Raw genomic sequence first — 19,651 nt, 5'->3', positions numbered from 1 at the left:
GCGCCGCCTTATCAATCCCCCGATCGGGTTATTCGAAATGACCCGATCGGGTCAAAGCCGCTCATGCGCGAGCGCGCCGATGATTGCGCCGGGCCCGACGGCTCGCCCAACAAAACCCGGTGCGCCAGCTCCACGCGTTTCCTCACACCGACCCGTTTCATCAGCACGGCGAGCTGCCGCTTGATGGTCTCCCCGCTCTTGCCGAGGTGCCGACCGATTTCCTTGTTGGTCATGCCTCGCAGCAGCAGGTCGAGCACGGCACGCTCTGTTGGCGTGAACGTCAGCAGCGGCACAGCAGCAGGGTTCGCGATGGCGCGGGCCTGCTCACAGCGATAGAGGCGACTGAGTGCGACATGGAGCGACGGCATCACCTTCTGCTGCAGCGCGTGGCGATGCGCAACCACCTCCTGTCCCACGTTGTAGAACGCTGCCGCGGTGAGCACCCGCCCGTCCCCCTGGCCCTCCACATGCGAAAGCCCCAGCACGTTGTACCAACCGGCGCGCCGGAAGCTCGCGCGCCACAAGGGGTCGGCGTCAACACCCCGATCCTGTTCGACGTCGAAAAACTCAGGACCGCCGGATCGGATCAACCTCGTCAGGATCGGGCTTCGGACATTGCTTCCGACGCACGCAATCGCGGCCTCGTAGGCCGGCGGAAGGCCGAAGCTCCAGGTCTGGATAGCCGTGTACCCGCCGGAATGCGGAATCGACTGCCCGCACAACACCGCAGCGCTCGGCAAGATGGTGCTCAGCAGTTCCTCGACCCACCACTTCAGGCTGTCGGCATCGCCGACGAGCCGAGCGGCGCCGGCCAATACGTCCTCGGACGTTCGTGTTTTCATTCGTGCTCCCTGAAATTCGCACGCGCTTTGTAACCGAGCTCACGCAAAAAGCCAATCAAAATGCGCTCCCGTGCGCCTCGGCGCGTCGAGCCCCTACCCGCCTGCTGCATGCCCCGAACCATCCGCCTCATCCTCCTGTCCATCCGCGACCTGATCGCCTCTGCCGGCCCCGTGGTCTTCCTCGTGATCGGCCTCCTGATCGCCGCCTACTGGTGGCTCGACCCGCAGCCGCCCAAACGCGTGACGCTCGCCACCGGTCCTTCGGGCAGCGCCTATGCCGAATTCGGCAAGCGCTACGCGGCGGCGCTCAAGGCGAATGGCATCGAGGTCGTGCTGAAGCCCACGAACGGCTCGCAGGACAACCTGCAGCTGCTACGCAGCGGAGGCGCCGACGTCGGCTTCGTGCGTGGCGGCAGCGCCGATCCGGTGGCGGACGAGGAGGCGGGGCTGTCTTCGCTGGGCAGCCTGTTCTACGAACCGTTGTGGTTCTTCTACCGCGCCGACGCGGCGCGCGCGATCGACCGCAAGAGCGGCCGGCTCACCTCGCTCACTCAGTTCAAGGACCTGCGAATCAACGTCGACAAGCCCGGCAGCGGCGTGCCCGAGGTCATGGAACGGATGTTCCGCGCCAACCACATGGACCCGCAGGCGCTGCAGCTGTCCAACCTCGAACAGGCACCCGCCACGGAGGCATTGCAGGCCGGGCTGCTCGACGTGATCGTGCTGGCCTCGGCGCCGCAGTCGCCGCTGGTGCAGCGGCTGCTGCGCGCGCCGGACCTCCGGCTCATGAAGTTCGAGCAGAGCGATGCCTATTCCCGCCGCTTCGCGTTCCTGCAGGCGGTCACGCTGCCGCGCGGCGTAGTCGACCTGGCGGCGGACCTGCCGCCACAGGACGAGCCGCTGCTCGCGGCCACCACCTCGCTGCTGGCGCGCGAGGAGACACACCCCGCCCTTCGCCAGCTCTTCGCGCAGGCCGCGCAAACACTGCACAGCGGGGCGGGCTGGTTCAACAGCGCTCGCGACTTCCCGAACACCCGCACCAGCGAGTTGCCGGTGAGCCCCGAGGGCGATCGCGCCATCAACGGCACGCCGCCCTTCTGGCAGCGCTACCTGCCGTTCTGGGCCAGCAACCTGGTGGAGCGCATGTGGCTGGTGCTGGGCGGCCTGCTGGTGCTGATGCTGCCGCTCAGCCGCGTGGTGCCGCCGCTGTACCAGTTCCGCGTGCGGCGGCGCGTGTTCCGCTGGTATGCGCGGCTGCGCGAGGTCGAGAACAAGCTGGAAGCCGGCAAGGGCGAGCGCGAGGCGCTCATCGAGGAGCTGGACAACCTCGACCGCGTGGTCAACAAGGTGGCGGTCCCGCTCTCGTACGCCGAAGAGCTCTATGCGCTGCGCAACAACATCTACGCGGTGCGCAAGCGGGTGCTGGCGAGAATGCCGCGGCCAGCCGGCTGATCACCACAGATCCGGATCTCAGGCCGGCGGTGTCAGCGCACGCCGGCCTTTTTTACTTCAGCGCCTTGAAGCGCATCCGATGCGGCTTGGCGCCCTCTTCGCCCAGGCGCTTCTTCTTGTCGGCCTCGTACTCCTGGTAGTTGCCGTTGAAGAAGGTCCACTGGCTGTCGCCTTCGGCCGCGAGGATGTGGGTGGCGATCCGGTCGAGAAACCAGCGGTCGTGGCTGATGACGAGGACCGACCCCGCAAACTCGAGCAGCGCGTCTTCGAGGGCGCGCAGCGTCTCGACGTCCAGGTCGTTCGACGGTTCGTCCAGCATCAGAACGTTGCCGCCCGCGATCAGGGTCTTGGCCAGGTGCAGCCGGCCGCGCTCCCCGCCGGAAAGCGTGCCGACCTTCTTCTGCTGGTCGGCGCCGTTGAAATTGAAGCGGCCCGCGTACGCGCGGCTCGCCATCTGGAACTTGCCGACATTGATGATGTCGAGCCCGTTCGAGATGTCTTCCCACACCGTCTTCTCGTTGGCGAGCGCATCGCGGGTCTGGTCGACGAAAGCCATCTTGACCGTCTGGCCGACCACCACCTCGCCGCTGTCCGGCTTCTCCTTGCCCGCGATCAGCTTGAAGAGCGTGGACTTGCCGGCGCCGTTCGGGCCGATGATGCCGACGATGGCGCCTGCCGGAACCTCGAAGCTCAGGTTGTCGATCAGCAAGCGGTCGCCGAAGGACTTGCTGACGTTCTTGAATTCGAACACCTGGTTGCCCAGGCGCTCTGCCACGGGGATGAAGATCTCCTGTGTCTCGTTGCGCCGTTGGTATTCGTAGTCGGACAGTTCCTCGAAACGGGCCAGCCGCGACTTGCTCTTGGCCTGGCGCGCCTTGGGGTTCTGGCGCGACCATTCGAGTTCCTTCTTCAGGGCCTTGGCGTGTGCTTCCTCGCTCTTCTGCTCCTGCGCCAGGCGCTCGCCCTTCTGCTCGAGCCAGGTGCTGTAGTTGCCCTTCCAGGGAATGCCGCGGCCGCGGTCGAGTTCGAGAATCCACTCGGCCGCGTTGTCGAGGAAGTAGCGGTCGTGGGTGATGGCCACCACGGTGCCGGGAAAGCGCTGCAGGAACACTTCGAGCCACTCGACCGATTCGGCGTCCAGGTGGTTGGTCGGCTCGTCGAGCAGCAGCATGTCGGGCTTGGACAGCAGCAGCCGGCACAGGGCCACCCGGCGCTTCTCGCCGCCCGAGAGCACGCCGATGTTGGCGTCCCAGGGCGGCAGGCGCAGCGCGTCGGCGGCGATCTCGAGCTGGTGCTCGGAGTCGGTGCCCGCGGTGGCGATGATGGCTTCGAGCTCGGCCTGCTCGGCCGCCAGCGCGTCGAAGTCGGCATCTTCCGCGCCGTAGGCCACGTACACCTCCTCGAGGCGCGCCTTGGCCGCGTAGACCGCGCCCATCGCCTCCTCGACCGATTCGCGCACCGTGTGGGCCGGGTTGAGCTTGGGCTCCTGCTCCAGGTAGCCGATGGTGAGGCCGGGCATCGGCAAGGCCTCGCCTTCGATTTCCTTGTCGATGCCGGCCATGATCCTGAGCAGCGAGGACTTGCCCGAGCCGTTCAGGCCCAGCACGCCGATCTTGGCGCCGGGGAAAAAGGAAAGCGAAATGTCCTTCAAGATCTGCCGCTTGGGCGGCACGGTCTTGCTGACCTTGTTCATGGTGTAGACGTACTGGGCCATGGCTATGTCCGTTCGATGATGGGAACTGCTCGGGGTGGCCGGGAAACCTGGCAACGATCTTGCGCGAGGATCGATTGCGAGTCAGCCTTGCATGGCATGCGCTTGCTGCTGCAGCGCGATTTCCGACCGGATCTGACCGCAAGTCTAACTCGAAGCTGTCTGCGCAGCGCTCGGCCGGGCCCGGCACGGCAGGGGCCTGGCACGCCGATGAACCCGAGTTTTCGAGAGGTGCATCCGAGTCGTGCGACAATGCAGGGCGTTGCCGGGTCCAGTTGCCCGCAACACCGGCTCTCTGCCGAGGACGAAGAAGGCCCAAAACCCAGGCCCCTCTCGCTCCACTCCTGACCCTTATCTGCCCCTACTGACCCGACGTCATTCGAAGACGCCCGGGTGGGCCGATACCACTGCGCCGTGGAAGGCGCTTGTTTGAACTCAATGAACTTTGACGAACTGAAGCTGGCCCCGGCCATCTTGAAAGCCGTGCACGAGCAGGGCTACGAAACCCCCACCCCGATCCAGGCCCAGGCGATTCCCGCCGTGCTCGATGGCCATGACCTCCTCGGCGGCGCCCAGACCGGCACCGGCAAGACCGCCGCCTTCACCCTGCCCCTGCTGCACAAGCTCACGATGAGCCGCAGCGCCACCAACAAGTTCGGCGGCACCGGCGTGCGTGCCCTGGTGCTCACCCCCACCCGCGAACTCGCGGCGCAGGTCGAGGAATCGGTCCGCACCTACGGCAAGTACCTGCAGCTGAGCTCCACCGTGATCTTCGGCGGCGTGGGCATGAACCCGCAGATCAGCCGGCTCAAGAGCGGCGTGGACATCCTGGTGGCCACGCCCGGCCGCCTGCTCGACCTGCAGCAGCAAGGCATGCTCGACCTCTCCACCGTGCAGATCCTGGTGCTCGACGAGGCCGACCGCATGCTGGACATGGGCTTCATCCACGACGTGAAGAAGATCCTCGCCCTGGTTCCCGCGGAAAAGCAGAGCCTGCTGTTCTCCGCCACCTTCAGCGACGAGATCCGCGACCTGGCCGCCACGCTGCTGAAGAACCCGCAGAGCATCCAGGTCACGCCGCGCAACACCACCGTTCAGCGCATCGCGCAGGTGATCCACCCGGTGGGCCGCGGCAAGAAGAAGGCCCTGCTCGCCCACATCATCAACGAGCACGACTGGAGCCAGGTGCTCGTCTTCACCCGCACCAAGTTCGGCGCCAACAGCGTGGCCGACTTCCTTTGCAAGAACGGTGTCCAGGCGATGGCACTGCACGGCAACAAGAGCCAGAGCGCGCGCACGCAGGCGCTCGCGGGCTTCAAGAGCGGCGAGATCCGCGCGCTGGTGGCGACCGACATCGCGGCCCGCGGCATCGACATCGACGAGCTGCCGCACGTCGTCAACTACGAGATCCCCAACATCAGCGAAGACTACGTCCACCGCATCGGCCGCACCGGCCGCGCGGGTGCCAGCGGCGAGGCGGTGAGCCTGGTCTGCCTGGACGAAGAAGGCTTCATGCAGGAGATCGAGCGCTTCACCAAGCAGCAGATCCCGGTCAAGGTCATCGAGGGCTTCGGTCCCGAGGAAGGCGAGCGCGCCGAGCCCATCGCGATGGGCCGCCAGACCCTGTGGGGCGGCGCCGGCCGCCCGCCGAGCCGCGACGTGATGCAGGCGGCAGCCAAGGCCGCCCGGCAGGAAATGATGCAGCGCATCCGCGACAACAAGGTCGGCCAGGGCGAACGCGGCAACGGTGGCAATGGAAACAGCAATGGCAGTGGCGGACAGCGCCGCGGCAACGGTGGCCAGGGTGCGCCGGTCAGCCGCAACGGCGGCGGGCAAGGCCAGGGCCAGGGCCAGCGCGCCCAGGCTGGACGCGGCGGACAGGGCCCGGCGCGCGCGCCGCACCACGCGCCGCATCATCCACCGCACCACGCGCCGAACCACCTGCCGCACGAAGAGCGCCAGCCGCGTCACCACGGCAACAGCCACAGCCCCACGCAGGCCGATGCGGTGGCCCACCAGCGTGCCGAGGCCATCGTCGGCGTGGCAGGCCAGCCTGATCCCTTGCGCACCAGCGTCGACAGCTTCGGCGGTCGCGGACGCCGCGGCGGCGGCGGCGGTGGCGGTGGCGGCAGAGGCCGTTCCGGCGGTGGTGGCGGGCGTTCCGGCGGCGGCGGCGGCGGCTACGGCGGCGGTGGCCGCTCCTTCGGCCGCTGAGCCGTCGACCCACATTCCACTCCAAGGGCGCTACGGCGCCCTTTTTCATTGCGCGGTTGTAAAGCCGTTGACATACGGCCTTGCGCGGCCTTCCTAGACTGGCCCCCAGTACGACAGCGACGCCCTCGGCTCACTGGAGTACCTAGCGGCCGGGCCGATCATGGCCCCGCGGCAAGCTGCCTCAATCCCTGGATGTCACGGACCACGCAATGCGCCTTGACCTTGTCGATCAGCCCCCGCGCATGCAGCTGGATCAACACGTTCGAGGTCATCACGCGACTCAGGCCGGCGATGTTGGCCATCTCCTGGTGCGTAAAGGCGATGCCGATCACGATGCCGCCCTCGGCCTCGGCCGCCTCCCCATAGGTCTCGGCCAGCTGCACCAGGTGATGGGCCACCCGCTGCGCGGCGGTGGCTTGGCTCAGCAGCAGGTTCTGGATCGCGATCACGCGCAGCTTCACGCTGATCAGCCACAGCACCTGTCGCAGGCAGGCCGGGTCGCTCTGCATGTGGCGCATCAGCCTGCGGCTATCGACATGGCGCGCCAGCACCTCCGAAGAGGCCACCGCCGTCACCGAGTGCCGCCCATCGAGAAAGGCGCTGCACTCGCCCACCATGCCATGCGCACCGACGATGGCCATGTGCTTTTCGTGGCCCGCGGCCGACAGCAGCACCAGCCGCACGCGGCCCTCTTCGATCACATGGACCCGGCTCACCGCATCGCCCTGCGAGAACAGCGTCTGTCCCTTGCGGAAGCGCACCGTGGGTGCGTCCTCGGCCAGCAGCGCCTCCCAGCTGAAATGCGGCAGCTCGATCCATGCGGAAGGAGACGCCATCGCGCCGGCATCCTTTTTGTCCATCACCTCGAAGCCTTGTTGCCCAAGGCAAGTCCATGAAGCATCCATTTTCATCGTACCGAAAGCTTTTCCCGATCCTGGAACAAACGGTGCAGTTGTCGAGCTGCTCCCAGAGCGCGCTGAGCTTGCCGGTGCGCCGCGCGATCGACGAATACCTCGAGGTGTGGCTGAAGCGCGGCGCCGACTGGGGCTACTGGATGGACCAGGTTGCGCTCGCGCGCGCCGAGTTCGCCCGCATGATCCATGCCGAGGCCGACGACATCGCCGTGCTCGGCAGCGTCTCGGACGCCGCTTCCAGCATCGCCTCGGCGCTGCGCTTCGAGCCGGATCGCTGCGAGATCGTCACGACGACGCTGGACTTCCCCTCTCTCTGCCATGTCTGGCTGGCGCAGGCGCCGCGCGGTGCGCAGGTGCGCTTCGTGCAAGCCGAGGCCGGGCGCAGCGACACCACCGAACGCATCGCCGGCGCCCTCGATGGCCACACCGCACTGGTGTCCGTGTCGCACGCTTGCTTCTACGACGGCCAGCGCGTGGACATCGCTGCCACGGGCCGCGAGGCACGCGAGCACGGCGCGCTCCAGTTCGTCGATGCGTACCAGTCTGCCGGCGCGATCGCGATCGATGTGCGCGCGCAGGAGGTCGACATCCTGGCAGCCGGTGCCCAGAAATACCTGCTGGGCATTCCCGGCATCGCCTTCCTCTACGTGCGGCCCGCGCTGGCGCAGCGCCTCACGCCCACGGTCACCGGCTGGTTCGGCCGCGTGAACCCTTTCGCCTTCGATCCGGCCGGGCTGGACTTCGCCGCCGGCGCCGCCCGCTTCAACACCGGCACGCCGCCGATGATGTGCGCCAGCGTGGCGCGCGCCAGCATGGCGCTGCTGAACGAGATAGGCATCCCGGCGATCGAGGAGTACCTGGGCCAGCTCTCCGCGGTCGCGCTGGAAGAAGCCGCGCGGCTGGGCCTCACGGTCGCCAGCCCGCCCGATCCTGCCGCCAAGGGCGCCAACACGGCGATCCGCGTGCCGGATGCGGCGCAGGTCGAGGCACGGATGCTGGAGGCTGGCTATGTGGTCTCGGCGCGCAACGACGTGATCCGGATCGCTCCGCACTTCTACAACACCGCCGAGGACGTCACCGGTGCGCTGCGTGCCCTGGCGGGCCTGGTCCGCTGACCACCATGACCCTGCCGCAAGAGCTTCCCGCTGCGCATTGCGCCTCGGTCCTGTGCCAGGTGCCCGCGCGGCACGCCCTCGAGTTCCTGGTTGACGGACTGCAGCTCGGCCGCTGGGCCCTCGGCTGCTGGGACACCGCGTCGGTCGGCGAAGGCGTGGTGTGCGGCCGTTCGCTCTTCGACGACCAGCCGAGCTGGGTGCGCCCGGTGGCCGACCACACGCGCATGGCAGTCGTCTACCACGTCGGCAGTGCGCCCGATGCCTTGAGCCCGCGCATTCGCGCCACGGTCGAGCCGATCGAAGCCGTCGAGGCTCAAGGCAACGCGCCCTGCTGCCGCATCAGCCTGCATGCCGAGCGCACGCCGGGCATGGACGACGCCCGATGGCTTCGGCTCATGCGCTGCCACGAGGTCGAGGTGCTGCTGATCCAGGCCCGCCTGGCGCTGCCGCACCACCCGCTCGACCCCCTCGATCGTTGAAACCACCCGGAGGAAAATCCATGAACCGACGCCATTTCGGCCAGGCATTCGCCGCTGCCCTGCTCGTGCCCGCCATGCCCGCAGCCCTGGCCGCAGATCCGAAGCCGCGCAGCGGCCCGATCCGCGTGCTGGTGGGCTTCCCGCCCGGCGGCGCGACGGATGTCGTGGCGCGTGCCATCCTCGAGAAGCTCGGCAAGAGCATGAACGGCCAGGTCTTCATCGTCGAGAACCGGCCGGGCGCCGGCGGCCAGATCGCGGCACAGCTGCTCAAGGCCGCGCCGCCCGACGGCTCGACGATCATGCTGTCGATCGACCACACACAAGTCATCGTGCCGCTCACCATCGCTGCTGCCGGCTACAACCCGGTCACCGATTTCACTGCCCTGGCAGGCGTTGCGAGCTACTACAACGTGCTCGCGGTGAGCGCCACGACCGGCGTCAAGACGATGCCGGAACTCGGCGCGTGGATCAAGGCCCGACCGACCGAAGCCAACTACGGCATCCCGGCCGCGGGCAGCGTCCCGCAGTTCATCGGCCACATCATCGGCAAGTCCTTCGGGGTCACCATGAACTCGGTCCCCTACAAGGGCGGAGCGCCGATGGTGCAGGACCTGCTTGCAGGGCAAGTGCCGATCGCCATCGCTTCCATGACGGAGCTGATCGAGCATCACCGCGCGGGCAAGGTCCGCATCCTCGGCAGCTCGGGCACCGTGCGCAGCCGGATCGCACCCGAGATACCGACCTTCAAGGAGCTGGGCTTCGAAGGCATCGACAAGAACCCGTGGCTCGCCTTCTTCGGTCCCAAGGGCCTGTCGCCCGAGTTCGTCACGGAGTTCGACGCCGCGATGAAGGCCGTGCTGGCGCAACCCGATCTGCAGGAGCGGCTGGCGAAGATGGGCAACGAAGTGACGCCGGCGCCCGCCAGCGAGGTCCAGCAATGGGTGGCCGACGCCAGCCGCCATTGGGCCCAGGTCATCCGCGACTCCGGCTTCAAGCCGCAATAGGAGGCTGCTTGGCACGCCAATTCATCCAGAGCGGCTCCCGCTGGGAAGAACTCGCCGGCTATTCGCGCGCCGTCGTCGACGGCGAATGGATCCTGGTCTCCGGCACCGTGGGCCAGGATTTCACCACCGGCGAGTTCCCGGCCGGCGCGCAAGCGCAGTGCGAGCGGGCGCTCGACACGATCGAAGCCGCTCTGGCGCAAGCAGGCGCACGCCTCGACGACGTGGTCCGCGTGCGCGTCTATGTGCCGGATCGAAGCGATGTCGTGGCGGTCAGCGAAGTGCTGCGGCGCCGCTTCGGGACCCACCGCCCGGCCAATACCACCGTATGCTGTCCGCTGGCCGTCGAAGAGGCCAAGGTGGAGCTGGAAGTGAGCGCGCGGCGCAGCAGCTGAGACGCGGCGCGACCCCCGACATTCGTTTCAAGTTGACTGGAGACTCGATGAACATCCTGGCGCAGCTCGCGCATGCCATGCGCAACCGCTCGGTCCGCACCGTGGACCTGACCCATACCCTGAGCGAGGACTTCCCCGCCCTGCAGCTGCCACCGCAGTTCGGGCAGGTCTCGGCCTTCAAGGTGGAGCGCATCTCGCACTACGACGAGGCCGGGCCGGGCTGGTACTGGAACAACTTCACCTGCGGCGAACACACCGGCACCCACTTCGATGCGCCGGTCCACTGGGTCACGGGCAAGGACCACGAGGCCAACAGCGTCGACACCATTGCGCCCGACAACTTCATCGCCCCGGCCGTGGTCATCGACGCCAGTGCGCAGGCGGCACAAGACCCCGACTGGCTGCTCACCGTCGACTTCCTGCGCGCGTGGGAGGACAGGCATGGCCGCATTCCCGCCGGCGCGTGGGTGCTGTTGCGCACCGACTGGTCCAGGCGGCTCCATGACCCGGCTGCCTTCGTCAACATGCGCGAGGACGGCGCACACACGCCCGGCCCGACGCAAGAGGCGGTGGAGTGGCTGATCCGCGAACGCGAGGTGCACGGCTTTGGCGTGGAGACCATCAACACCGACGCGGGCCAGTCGTACGCCTGGCCGATGCCCTATCCCTGCCACACCCTGATGCATGGCGCCAACAAGTACGGCCTGCAATGCCTGAAGAACCTCGACCAGCTGCCGCCCACAGGCGCACTCGTCGTTGCCGCGCCGCTGAAGATCCAGGACGGCTCCGGCAGCCCCTTGCGCGTGCTCGCGCTGGTCGAGGACTGAAGGCCCCGCGGCGCCTTCAGTTCAACCGGCGACCGCTCTGCCGGTCGAACAGGTGCGCGGAGTCGGGATTGATGACCAGGCCGACCGTATCGTCCGGGGCGGCCTGCACACGCCCGTGCACCACGACGATCAGCTTGGCCTCGCCGACCTGCACCAGCAGCTCCGTCTCGTTGCCGGTGGGCTCGACCACGATCACGCGGGCCGGCACGCCGCTGCGTGCGTCGGCCAGCTCGATGTCGCCGGGGCGGATGCCGTATTGCACCGGCTGGCCGTCGGCCGCCTGCGTCGCCGCCGGCGCCGGCCAGCGCGCGCCATGGGCCTCGACGCTCGCGCCCTCGCCGTTGCGCTGGAGCACACCATCGACCACATTCATCGCCGGCGAGCCGATGAACTGCGCCACGAACAGGTTCTCGGGCCGGTCGTAGAGCGCCAGCGGCGTGCCGATCTGCTCGACGATGCCGTCGTGCATCACCACGATGCGATCGGCCATGGTCATGGCTTCGATCTGGTCGTGCGTGACGTACACCGTGGTGGTCTTGAGCCGATGGTGCAGTGCCTTGATCTCGGCACGCATCGCCACGCGCAGCTTGGCGTCGAGATTGGACAGCGGCTCGTCGAACAGGAATACCTTCGGGTCGCGCACGATCGCGCGCCCCATCGCCACGCGCTGGCGCTGGCCGCCCGAAAGCTCGCGCGGGTAGCGCGCCAGCAGCGCATCGAGGTTGAGGATCTTCGCGGCATCGGTCACGCGCTGCTCGGTGACGCCCTTGTCGGCATTGCGCAGGCGCAGGCTGAAGCCCATGTTCTCGCCCACGGTCATGTGCGGATAGAGCGCATAGCTCTGGAACACCATCGCGATGTCGCGGTCCTTGGACTCGAGTTCGTTCACCACCCGGCCGTCGATCATGATCTCGCCGCCGGTGATGTCCTCCAGGCCCGCCAGCATGCGCAGCAAGGTGGACTTGCCGCAGCCCGAGGGCCCGACCAGCACCACGAACTCGCCGTCGGCGATATCGAAGCCCAGCCCCTGGATGATCTGCGTCTTGCCGAAGGACTTCTTGACGTTGCGGAAGGAAACAGCTGCCATGTGATGTTCGTCCCTTGCGTTTTCAGCTCTTCACCGCACCCGCGGTGAGGCCGCCCACCATGTAGCGCTTGAAGGCGTAGTAGATCGCCGCCGGCGGCAGCGCGTAGATCAGGCCGGTGGCCATCAGCAGCTCCCACGGCGAATCATCGGCCGCGAGGAAGTTGCCGAGCGCCACCGCCAGCGTGACGCTGCGGTCGTTCGACAGCAGCAGGAAGGCATAGAGATACTCGTTCCAGGCCAGCAGCAGCGAGTAGGTGCCGACCGCCACCAGCGAAGGCACCATCAGCGGCAGGTACACCAGGCGAAACAGCTGCAGCGGCGAGGCGCCATCCATGCGCGCGGCTTCGTCGAGCTCGTAGGGCAGCTTGTCCGAAGCCTGCTTGAGCACCCAGATGCAGTACGGCGACGCGATGGTGACCATTGCAAGGATCAGCGACCACTGGCTGTTGAGGAGACCATAGTTGCCCATGGTCTTGTACATGGGCACGGCCAGGAAGGCTGCGGGGATGAAGTACGTGAACAGTGCCATGTTCATCACCGTGCGGCCGCCGCGTACCTTGAGCCGGCTGATCGCGAAGGCGGCGGTGGTTGCGACGAAGAGCGTGAGCACGCCCACCGCGACAGCAATCAGCAGCGAGTTGCCCAGCTGCACCCAGAAATGGTCGAGGTAGAAATGCTTCTGCTGGAAGACGATGCGGAAGTTGTCCAGCGTCGGCGCCTTGGGCCAGAGCCGCCCCGACGTTGCCGAGTCGCGCGGCGAGATCGCGAACAGCACCATGTGGTAGACCGGGATCAGCGTCCACAGCAGCACCGGAATGCCGATGAGCAGCAGCTTGGCTTCGGTCGTGACCGACTTGAGGGTCAGGCGCTTCATTTGGAGAGCCTCTTCATCATGAAGTACACCAAGGGCAGCACCAAGGGCATCGCGACCACGATGGACGCCATCGACAGGTCCACCTGGTCCAGCCTGAGATAACGGATGCCCAGCGTTGCCAGCACATGCGTCAGGTCGGCGGGCCCGCCGCCGGTCAGCAGGTAGACGCTGTTGAAGTCGCCCAGCGTCCAGATCATCGAGAGGATGGTCGAGGTCAGATAGAGCGTGCGCAGCGAGGGCCAGCTGATGAAGCGGAACTTCTGCCACGACGTGGCACCGTCGACCGAGGCCGCCTCGTACTGCTCGCTCGGGATCGCGAGCCGGCCGGCCACCAGGATCAGCGTCCAGAAGGGCAGCGACTTCCAGATGTGCATCAGCATCGCGAAACCCAGTGCCAGCGTCGGATCGTTGAGCCAGTTGGGGCCGTCGGCGCCGGTGAGCCGGAAGATGGTGGAGTTGATCACACCCCACTCCGGGTTGAGCATGAAGCGCACCGAAAGGATGGTCGGGATGGAGGGCATCGCCCACGGAAGGATGAAGATGCCCGCCAGGATCTTGATCCACCAGCGTGATTGCACGAAGAAGCCCGAGAGCACCAGCGCCACCAGCATCTTGACGTTGATCGCCACGACCAGGAACACGAAGGTGTTGATCACCGACCGGAAGAAGATCGGATCTTCGACCAGGTGCACGTAGCTCTGCGGATGGCGCGCCAGCCACAACCCGTAGCACACCGGGTAAAGCACGAAGACCGCGAACACCAGCAGGTAGGGCACGACCATCAGCCGCCCCCAGAACTGCCAGCGTCCGGGCCGCGCGGCAGCCGGGGTGGCCCCGGCAGCAGTGCTGCCGGCCACGGCGCTTGCGGTGGAGCTCATGGTGAAGCCGCCTCTTCTTCTGGGTGCGTCAGCGCGCGACGGTCTTGATGCGCTCGATCATCTCGTCGACCGCCTTGTCCACCGGCACCTTGTCGTTGATGACGCGGTTCATCGCCTTCGCCCACACGTTCTCGTTGTTGAGGATGGTGAACTTGTAGTTCTTGGTGAATTCGAAGGGCACGGTGCCGGCGGCGTACTGGTTGAACACCGACTGGCGATGCGGATCGGCCTTCCAGAAGTCACGCGCCTGGCCGGCCTTGGTCACCGGGAACCAGCGGCCCAGCGACCCCTCGACGTAGGGCGTGAGATTTTCCTCCTGCAGCAGGAAGGTCACGAACTCCTTGGCGCGCTGCTTGTTCTTGGCATCCTTGAAGACCACGCCGGTCTTCACCGCGGTGCGGTAGACCATCTTGCTGCCATCGGGCTTGTTCGGGAAGCCGGCCGTGCGGATGCGCTCCGTGAAGTTCTTCTTGGCTTCCTCGCGCTGCTCCGGGGTGAGCGAGGCGTTGTTCATGTCGTCCAGCCACTTGGCGGCGATCGAGATGGTCGCGTTGTGCGTCATCACCGTCGTCTTGTTGTGGAAGGCGACGTTGTTGTCCGGGTCCTTCCAGCTCGTGGACGACGGCGGCGTGCAGCCCTTCGTGTACGGCGCGGTGTAGTCGGTGACGGCGCCGATCAGGCCAGTGCGAACCTGGGGATCATCGACCAGCAGCTTGCCGCTGTCGTTGACCAGCTTGACGTTGTAGGCGTCCATGAAGGTCAGGAAGGAATAGAAGGAGTCGCTCGAGTCGACGCCCATCGGCATGCCGATGCCGAAGACACGCTTGCCGGTCTTCTGTCGGGCGGCCGGCTGCACCTTGTCGCACCAGAAGGACCAGTACTCCTTCCAGGCCGTCGGGATGTCCGATTCCTTGAAGCCTGCGTCCTCCAGCATGTCCTTCCAGTACTCGATGTGCATCGTCTGCTGCTTGATCGGGAAGGCGTAGTAGGCCTTCGACTTCGTCTGGTCGTTGTAGAGGAAGGTGGTCTCGACCGTGTTCGGCGCGAAGCGCGCCTGCATCGGCGAGATCACGCTGCTGATGTCTTCCAGCTTGCCGTCGAAGGCCCATTTGCCGGTGACCTGGAAGTCGTAGACGTCGGCATAGGCCACGTCGGGCGGGCTGCCGGAGTCGAGCGCCGACACGGTCTTCGGGATCATGTCCTGCACCGGGTACTGCGAGAGCTCGACCTTCACGTTCTTGTGCTTGTCCTCGAACTTCTTGATGGCCGCGAACAGGGCGTCGTCCTCCGCCTTGTAGAAGCCCTTGACCCACCAGACGGTGAGCTTTTCCTGGGCTGCCGCCTGGCCGGCAACAGCCAGCCCCAGCGCAGCCAGGGCGGGAATCACGAGTGCCTTGAGTTTGAATTTCATGCTTTGTCTCCTCTTCGATGGAATGCTCGATCCACGAGCGGGGCTAAGAAAACTGGCGAGTGCGGCGCGTCATGCGGCGGCCTTGAGCCGCGGCGGCGGGCGCCCGAGGCGCGGCAGCCGCCGGCGCGACGAGATCACCTCTTCGATGTCCTCGCGCGCGCCGTCGATCAGCTTGACGATCGCGCGCTCGGCGCGCATCGGGTTGTGGGCGATGACCGCATCGAGCACCGCCCGGTGCAGCGGCAGCGACAGCGCTGGGCCGTCCTTCTTGGCGGTGGAGAGTTCGAAGCTGGTGCGCAACAGCGCATCGAGCGCCTTGCTCATCTGCGCCAGCATGCGGTTCTGCGCGGCCGCGAGCAGGCCGTGGTGGAAGCACAGGTCGCTGGTGACGTAGTCCCCGCCGTGGTCGATTGCCTCCTTCATCCCCGCATAGGCCTCTTCGATGGCCTCGATGTCGGTCGCGGTCGCGCGCTCGGCCGCCAGCCGCACGGCCGCCGGCTCGACCACCCGGCGCAGGTCCAGCAGGTCGCGCAGGAACTCGGGCGTGAGGCCGGCGCGCGCCTGCCAGGTGATGACGTCGGGGTCGAACCAGTTCCAGCGATCTTCGGGCAGCACGCGGGTGCCGACCTTGGGGCCGGTGATGATCAGTCCCTTGGCCACCAGCGACTTCACCGCCTCGCGCACCACCGTGCGGCTGACGCCGAATTCCTCGCACAGCAGGGGCTCCGCGGGCATCGGCGCGCCGATCGCGTAGCGCCGGGAGACGATGGCCTCGCCGAGCAGGTCGAGCGTGCGGCCGTGGATGTTCTTGCTCATGGCGAATTGGGTCTCACGCCTTGCAGGTGCGCGCAACGCTGATGCCTGGATGCCCGCCTTCTGCACCAGTTGCTTGAAATACTCCTCGATGCGGCATCGTTCTTGTCTCCTGCTTGAAGGCCGGCTTCGGTGCGCATGCGCTCTCGAAAACCCTGTGTGTCCTTGCGCGCTCAGTCTTATCATATGATGATTGAAATAGCTGCCCGGCAGGACAAACCCTGATTCACCGAGGCCCGATTGGCACCCGCCGGAGACAACACGATGAGCAGTCCGCGCCGCAAACCCGCGCACGAGTTGCGCAGCCAGCAATGGTTCGGCCGGCACGACCGCGACGGCTTCATCTACCGCAGCTGGGTCAAGGGCAAGGGCGTTCCGCACGACCAGTTCGACGGGCGCCCCGTCATCGGCATCTGCAACACCTTCAGCGAACTCACGCCCTGCAACTCGCACTTCCGCACGCTGGCCGAGCAGGTGAAGATCGGGGTGTACGAGGCCGGCGGCTTTCCGCTCGAGTTCCCGGTGATGTCGCTCGGGGAGACCCTGCTGCGCCCCACCGCCATGCTCTACCGAAACCTCGCCAGCATGGACGTGGAAGAAAGCATCCGCGCCAACCCGATCGACGGCGTGGTGCTGCTGATGGGCTGCGACAAGACCACGCCCGCGCTCATGATGGGCGCCGCCAGCGTGGACCTGCCCACCATCGGCGTCTCGGGCGGCCCGATGCTCTCGGGCAAGTGGCGCGGCCAGGAGCTCGGGTCGGGCACCGGCGTATGGCAGATGAGCGAGCAGGTGCGCGCCGGCACGCTCAAGCTGCAGGAGTTCTTCGAGGCCGAGAGCTGCATGCACCGCAGCCACGGCCACTGCATGACCATGGGCACGGCGAGCACGATGGCGAGCATGGTCGAGTCGCTGGGCATCGGGCTGCCGGGCAATGCGGCGTATCCGGCGGTGGACGGCCGGCGCAATGTGCTGGCGCGCATGGCCGGGCGCCGCATCGTCGACATGGTGCACGAGGACCTGCTCATGTCGAAGATCCTCACGCGCGAAGCCATCGAGAACGCGATCAAGGTCAACGCGGCGATCGGCGGCTCGACCAACCTGGTGATCCACCTGCTCGCGATCGCCGGGCGCATCGGAGTGGAGCTGTCGCTCGACGACTTCGACCGCCTGGCTTCCGACCTGCCCTGCCTGGTCAACCTGCAGCCCTCGGGCCAGTACCTGATGGAAGACTTCTGCTACGCGGGCGGCGTGCCGGTGGTGATGAAGGAAATCGCGCAGCACCTGCACAAGGACATCGTCACCTCCACCGGCCAGAGCGTGTGGGACAACATCAAGGACGCCGAGAACTACAACCCGCAGGTGATCCAGCCGCTGTCGAAGCCCTTCAAGGACAAGGCCGGCATCTGCGTGCTGCGCGGCAACCTGGCGCCCAACGGCGCCATCATCAAGCCGAGCGCGGCGACACCGGAGCTGCTGGTGCACCAGGGCCGCGCGGTGGTCTTCGAGAGCGCGGACGACTTTCACAAGCGCATCGACGACGAGGCGCTGGACATCGACGAGCACTGCATCATGGTGCTCAAGAACTGCGGGCCCAAGGGCTATCCCGGCATGGCCGAGGCCGGCAACATGCCGCTGCCGCCGAAGGTCCTGCGCAAGGGCATCACCGACATGGTCCGCGTCAGCGATGCGCGCATGAGCGGCACGGCCTACGGCACCGTGGTGCTGCACACCGCGCCCGAGGCGGCGGCGGGCGGGCCGCTGGCGCTTGTGCAGGACGGCGACATCGTCGAGCTCGACGTACCGAAGCGCCTGCTGCACCTGCACGTGAGCGACGAGGAGCTGGCACGCCGCAGGGCGCTGTGGACACCGCCCAAGCCGGCGCTGGAGTCGGGCTACTGGAAGCTCTACATCGACAACGTGCTGCAGGCCGACCAGGGCGCCGACCTCGGATTCCTGCGCGGCAAGCGCGGTTCGTTCGTTCCCAGGGACAATCACTGAAGGTCAACGACTATCGCGGCCCTGTATGCATCTGATCGCCATCGACTGGGGCACCAGCGCCTTGCGCGGCGCACTGCTGGACGGCAAGGGCCACGTGCTCGAGGAACGCAGCCATCCACGTGGCATCCTCACGGTGCCCCCTGGCGGGTTCCCCGCGCTCTTCGAGGAACTGTTCGGCGACTGGATGCGTCCCACCGGCAGCTTCTGCCTGATCTCGGGCATGGCCGGCAGCAAGCAGGGCTGGGTCGAGGCGCCCTACTGCGCCTGCCCTTCGGGCCGGGTCGAGGTGGGCAACGCCATCGTCGAGATCGAGCCGGGCCGCATCGCGATCGTGCCTGGGCTCAGCGACCTGCATGACGGCGTGCCCGACGTGATGCGCGGCGAGGAGGTGCAGATCTTCGGCGCCATGGCGCTCACCGGCCTGGCGGACGGGCTGTTCGTGCTGCCCGGCACGCACAACAAGTGGGCGACCGTCAAGCGAGGGCGGGTGACGGGTTTCCGCACCTTCATGACCGGCGAGTTCTACGCGCTGCTGAGCCAGCACTCGATCCTCGCGCGCACGCTCGACGCGCAGGCGCCGCTGGACGAAGTCGCCTTTCTCGAAGGCGTGACGCAGGCCGACAACGGCCAGGGCCTGCTGCACAACGCCTTCGGCGCACGCACCCTGGCGCTGTTCGATCGCATGCCGGCGGGCGAGCTCGCGAGCTACCTTTCCGGGCTGCTGATCGGCGAGGAGCTGCGCACGCAGTCCATCCACGCAGGCGACCTGGTGCTGATCGGCAGCCCTGCATTGACCCAGCGCTACCTGCTGGCGCTGGAGATCTCCGGCAACACCGCACGCACGCTGGGCGCCGAGGCCACCTGGGCCGGGCTGCATGCGCTGGCGGCCATTCATCTGGCCAACAAGGCGCGGCCCTGACCGCAGCCGAAGGCGAAGGAACCCGAATGACCTCTCTCAACGATTCGTTCTCCGCGGCCCTGCAGCATCTGCCGCTGGTGGCCATCCTGCGCGGGCTGAACCCGGCCGAGGCGCCGGAGATCGGCGACGCCATCGTCGGCGCCGGCTTCCGCCTGCTCGAGGTGCCGCTCAACTCGCCCGAGCCGCTCAGGAGCATCGCGCTGCTGCGCGAGCGCTTTCCCGATGCGCTGGTGGGCGCCGGTACGGTGCTCGATGCGCAGCAGGTGCGCGAGGTGCATGCCGCCGGCGGCCAGCTGATCGTCGCGCCGAACTTCAATCCGGAGGTGGTGATCGAAGCGGCGCGCCTCGGGCTCGTGAGCCTGCCGGGCGTGATGACGCCGACCGAAGCCTTCGGCGCACTGGCAGCCGGCGCCAACGGACTCAAGCTCTTCCCGGCCGAGATGGCCTCGCCGGCGGTGGTCAAGGCGCTGCTCGCGGTGCTGCCATCTGGCACGCCGCTGATGCCCGTGGGCGGCATCACGCCGGCCGGCATGCAGGCCTGGCGAGAGGCCGGCGCGTCCGGCTTCGGCATCGGCTCGGCGCTCTACAAGCCGGGCAAGCGCGCCGAGGCGGTGCGCGAGGCGGCGATGGATTTCGTGGCCGCTTTCAATGGGAGCTTGAGGACATGAACCGCACGACTGTTCCTGAAGACCATGGCATCGTGTTCCGCAGAGAGGAG

General features: G+C 67.1%; 18 protein-coding genes. 10 read left to right on the top strand and 8 right to left on the bottom strand.

What is annotated here, in order from left to right:
* Window positions 1–11: 11 nt before the first annotated feature.
* Window positions 12–842 (bottom strand): response regulator transcription factor, encoded by an 831-nt coding sequence (locus G3W89_RS11315; protein WP_162574177.1) that lies wholly within the window; start codon window positions 840–842, stop codon window positions 12–14.
* A 108-nt stretch (window positions 843–950) separates the two neighbouring features.
* On the opposite strand from G3W89_RS11315, the gene G3W89_RS11310 reads away from it, so the two are divergent.
* Window positions 951–2,294, top strand: coding sequence for a TAXI family TRAP transporter solute-binding subunit (locus G3W89_RS11310; RefSeq protein ID WP_162574176.1), 1,344 nt, complete (start codon window positions 951–953; stop codon window positions 2,292–2,294).
* A 52-nt stretch (window positions 2,295–2,346) separates the two neighbouring features.
* Here the strand turns inward: G3W89_RS11310 and ettA are convergent, their stop codons facing one another.
* A complete protein-coding gene (ettA, locus tag G3W89_RS11305; protein WP_162574175.1) occupies window positions 2,347–4,008 on the bottom strand; it encodes an energy-dependent translational throttle protein EttA in 1,662 nt (553 codons plus the stop codon).
* A 435-nt stretch (window positions 4,009–4,443) separates the two neighbouring features.
* Between ettA and G3W89_RS11300 the strand changes: the two genes are divergently transcribed.
* On the top strand, window positions 4,444–6,219 hold the full coding sequence (locus tag G3W89_RS11300) for a DEAD/DEAH box helicase (RefSeq protein ID WP_162574174.1): 1,776 nt from the start codon (window positions 4,444–4,446) through the stop codon (window positions 6,217–6,219).
* Window positions 6,220–6,377: 158 nt separating this feature from the next.
* On the opposite strand, the gene G3W89_RS11295 is transcribed toward G3W89_RS11300, so the two are convergent.
* On the bottom strand, window positions 6,378–7,079 hold the full coding sequence (locus G3W89_RS11295; protein WP_162574173.1) for a Crp/Fnr family transcriptional regulator: 702 nt from the start codon (window positions 7,077–7,079) through the stop codon (window positions 6,378–6,380).
* Window positions 7,080–7,111: 32 nt separating this feature from the next.
* On the opposite strand from G3W89_RS11295, the gene G3W89_RS11290 reads away from it, so the two are divergent.
* The 5 genes from G3W89_RS11290 to G3W89_RS11270 are packed head-to-tail and all read left to right on the top strand — an operon-like array spanning window position 7,112 to window position 10,950.
* Window positions 7,112–8,248 carry an aminotransferase class V-fold PLP-dependent enzyme gene (locus G3W89_RS11290; protein ID WP_162574172.1) on the top strand — a complete coding sequence of 379 codons (1,137 nt, stop codon included), beginning with the start codon at window positions 7,112–7,114 and terminating at the stop codon, window positions 8,246–8,248.
* A 5-nt stretch (window positions 8,249–8,253) separates the two neighbouring features.
* Window positions 8,254–8,727 (top strand): hypothetical protein, encoded by a 474-nt coding sequence (locus tag G3W89_RS11285; protein ID WP_162574171.1) that lies wholly within the window; start codon window positions 8,254–8,256, stop codon window positions 8,725–8,727.
* 20 nt (window positions 8,728–8,747) lie between these two features.
* Complete coding sequence (locus G3W89_RS11280; RefSeq protein WP_162574170.1) at window positions 8,748–9,731, top strand: Bug family tripartite tricarboxylate transporter substrate binding protein; 984 nt, start codon at window positions 8,748–8,750, stop codon at window positions 9,729–9,731.
* Between the two features lie 8 nt (window positions 9,732–9,739).
* Window positions 9,740–10,123, top strand: coding sequence for a Rid family hydrolase (locus G3W89_RS11275; protein WP_232076457.1), 384 nt, complete (start codon window positions 9,740–9,742; stop codon window positions 10,121–10,123).
* A 47-nt stretch (window positions 10,124–10,170) separates the two neighbouring features.
* The gene (locus tag G3W89_RS11270) at window positions 10,171–10,950 is read left to right on the top strand and encodes a cyclase family protein (RefSeq protein WP_162574168.1); all 780 of its coding nucleotides are present in this window, start codon (window positions 10,171–10,173) and stop codon (window positions 10,948–10,950) included.
* 16 nt (window positions 10,951–10,966) lie between these two features.
* Here the strand turns inward: G3W89_RS11270 and G3W89_RS11265 are convergent, their stop codons facing one another.
* The 5 genes from G3W89_RS11265 to G3W89_RS11245 all read right to left on the bottom strand — a co-directional run bounded on the left by G3W89_RS11265 (window position 10,967) and on the right by G3W89_RS11245 (window position 16,016).
* Window positions 10,967–12,037 carry an ABC transporter ATP-binding protein gene (locus tag G3W89_RS11265; protein WP_162574167.1) on the bottom strand — a complete coding sequence of 357 codons (1,071 nt, stop codon included), beginning with the start codon at window positions 12,035–12,037 and terminating at the stop codon, window positions 10,967–10,969.
* Between the two features lie 22 nt (window positions 12,038–12,059).
* Window positions 12,060–12,911: a carbohydrate ABC transporter permease gene (locus G3W89_RS11260; RefSeq protein WP_162574166.1), complete on the bottom strand. Its 852-nt coding sequence runs from the start codon at window positions 12,909–12,911 to the stop codon at window positions 12,060–12,062.
* Entirely contained in the window at window positions 12,908–13,789 is an 882-nt protein-coding gene (locus G3W89_RS11255) for a carbohydrate ABC transporter permease (protein WP_162574165.1), read from the bottom strand. Before G3W89_RS11255 ends, G3W89_RS11260 begins: the two co-directional genes overlap by 4 nt.
* 28 nt (window positions 13,790–13,817) lie before the next feature.
* The gene (locus G3W89_RS11250) at window positions 13,818–15,200 is read right to left on the bottom strand and encodes an ABC transporter substrate-binding protein (RefSeq protein ID WP_162574164.1); all 1,383 of its coding nucleotides are present in this window, start codon (window positions 15,198–15,200) and stop codon (window positions 13,818–13,820) included.
* A 69-nt stretch (window positions 15,201–15,269) separates the two neighbouring features.
* Window positions 15,270–16,016, bottom strand: a complete 747-nt coding sequence (locus tag G3W89_RS11245; RefSeq protein WP_162574163.1) for a FadR/GntR family transcriptional regulator — start codon at window positions 16,014–16,016, stop codon at window positions 15,270–15,272.
* 261 nt (window positions 16,017–16,277) lie between these two features.
* On the opposite strand from G3W89_RS11245, the gene G3W89_RS11240 reads away from it, so the two are divergent.
* From G3W89_RS11240 to G3W89_RS11230, 3 genes are read left to right on the top strand one after another with little or no spacing between them, the layout of a single operon-like run.
* Window positions 16,278–18,014 carry an IlvD/Edd family dehydratase gene (locus G3W89_RS11240; RefSeq protein ID WP_162574162.1) on the top strand — a complete coding sequence of 579 codons (1,737 nt, stop codon included), beginning with the start codon at window positions 16,278–16,280 and terminating at the stop codon, window positions 18,012–18,014.
* 25 nt (window positions 18,015–18,039) lie between these two features.
* On the top strand, window positions 18,040–18,933 hold the full coding sequence (locus G3W89_RS11235; RefSeq protein ID WP_162574161.1) for a 2-dehydro-3-deoxygalactonokinase: 894 nt from the start codon (window positions 18,040–18,042) through the stop codon (window positions 18,931–18,933).
* 26 nt (window positions 18,934–18,959) lie between these two features.
* Window positions 18,960–19,601, top strand: a complete 642-nt coding sequence (locus tag G3W89_RS11230; RefSeq protein ID WP_162574160.1) for a 2-dehydro-3-deoxy-6-phosphogalactonate aldolase — start codon at window positions 18,960–18,962, stop codon at window positions 19,599–19,601.
* Window positions 19,602–19,651: the final 50 nt, after the last annotated feature.

It is taken from the genome of Variovorax sp. PBL-H6, from assembly GCF_901827155.1.
Classification (GTDB): domain Bacteria; phylum Pseudomonadota; class Gammaproteobacteria; order Burkholderiales; family Burkholderiaceae_C; genus Variovorax.
This window is presented reverse-complemented; position numbering and strand designations above follow the sequence as displayed.